The organism is Citrobacter sp. VF227 (genome assembly GCF_052950715.1).
The window spans coordinates 1-456 of the sequence record NZ_JBRFVF010000455.1 but is presented as its reverse complement, the minus strand read 5'-3'; the positions used below and the strand labels follow the sequence as shown (position 1 = coordinate 456).

The window sequence follows — 456 nt, the reverse complement described above, 5'->3', positions numbered from 1 at the left end:
GGATGGCCGTGGGGCCCGCGACCTCGGCATCCCTTTCGTTCAGGTCAGCCCCGAATATCCGCTCGGGCCGGAGATCCTGGATCTCGCGCCAGTTTGGACCGCGGGGGCGTCGGCGTGAGCCGGCGCGCACGGGCGGACGCGGGTGCGGTAGAAGGTGTTGTACCCCTCTCGGGCGTTCTTGACCGTCTGCGCGCCGTCCAGCCCGGATTGCCGCCGACAGCGGCGCGGATCGCCGGCTTCATCCTCGATCACGCGGGCAACGTCGTGCACATGTCTGTGACTGAGGTTGCTGAGCGGTCCGCGGCAAGTGAGGGCAGCGTGGTGGCGCTGTGCCAGCAGATCGGCGCGCGCGGGTTTCAGCAGCTCAAGCTCGCGATCGCGCGCGATCTCGTCCAGCCCGTTCAGTTCATCCACGAGGACCTCACCCGCGACGACGACACCGCGACGGTGCTGGAC

Annotated in this window: 1 protein-coding gene; it reads left to right on the top strand. The window is 69.1% G+C overall.

Annotated features, from left to right (window positions below; genetic code table 11):
• Positions 1 to 114: 114 nt before the first annotated feature.
• Positions 115 to 456, top strand: a 342-nt coding sequence (locus tag ACU8YC_RS27300) for a MurR/RpiR family transcriptional regulator (RefSeq protein WP_446896301.1), incomplete at its 3' end; no start/stop codon positions are given.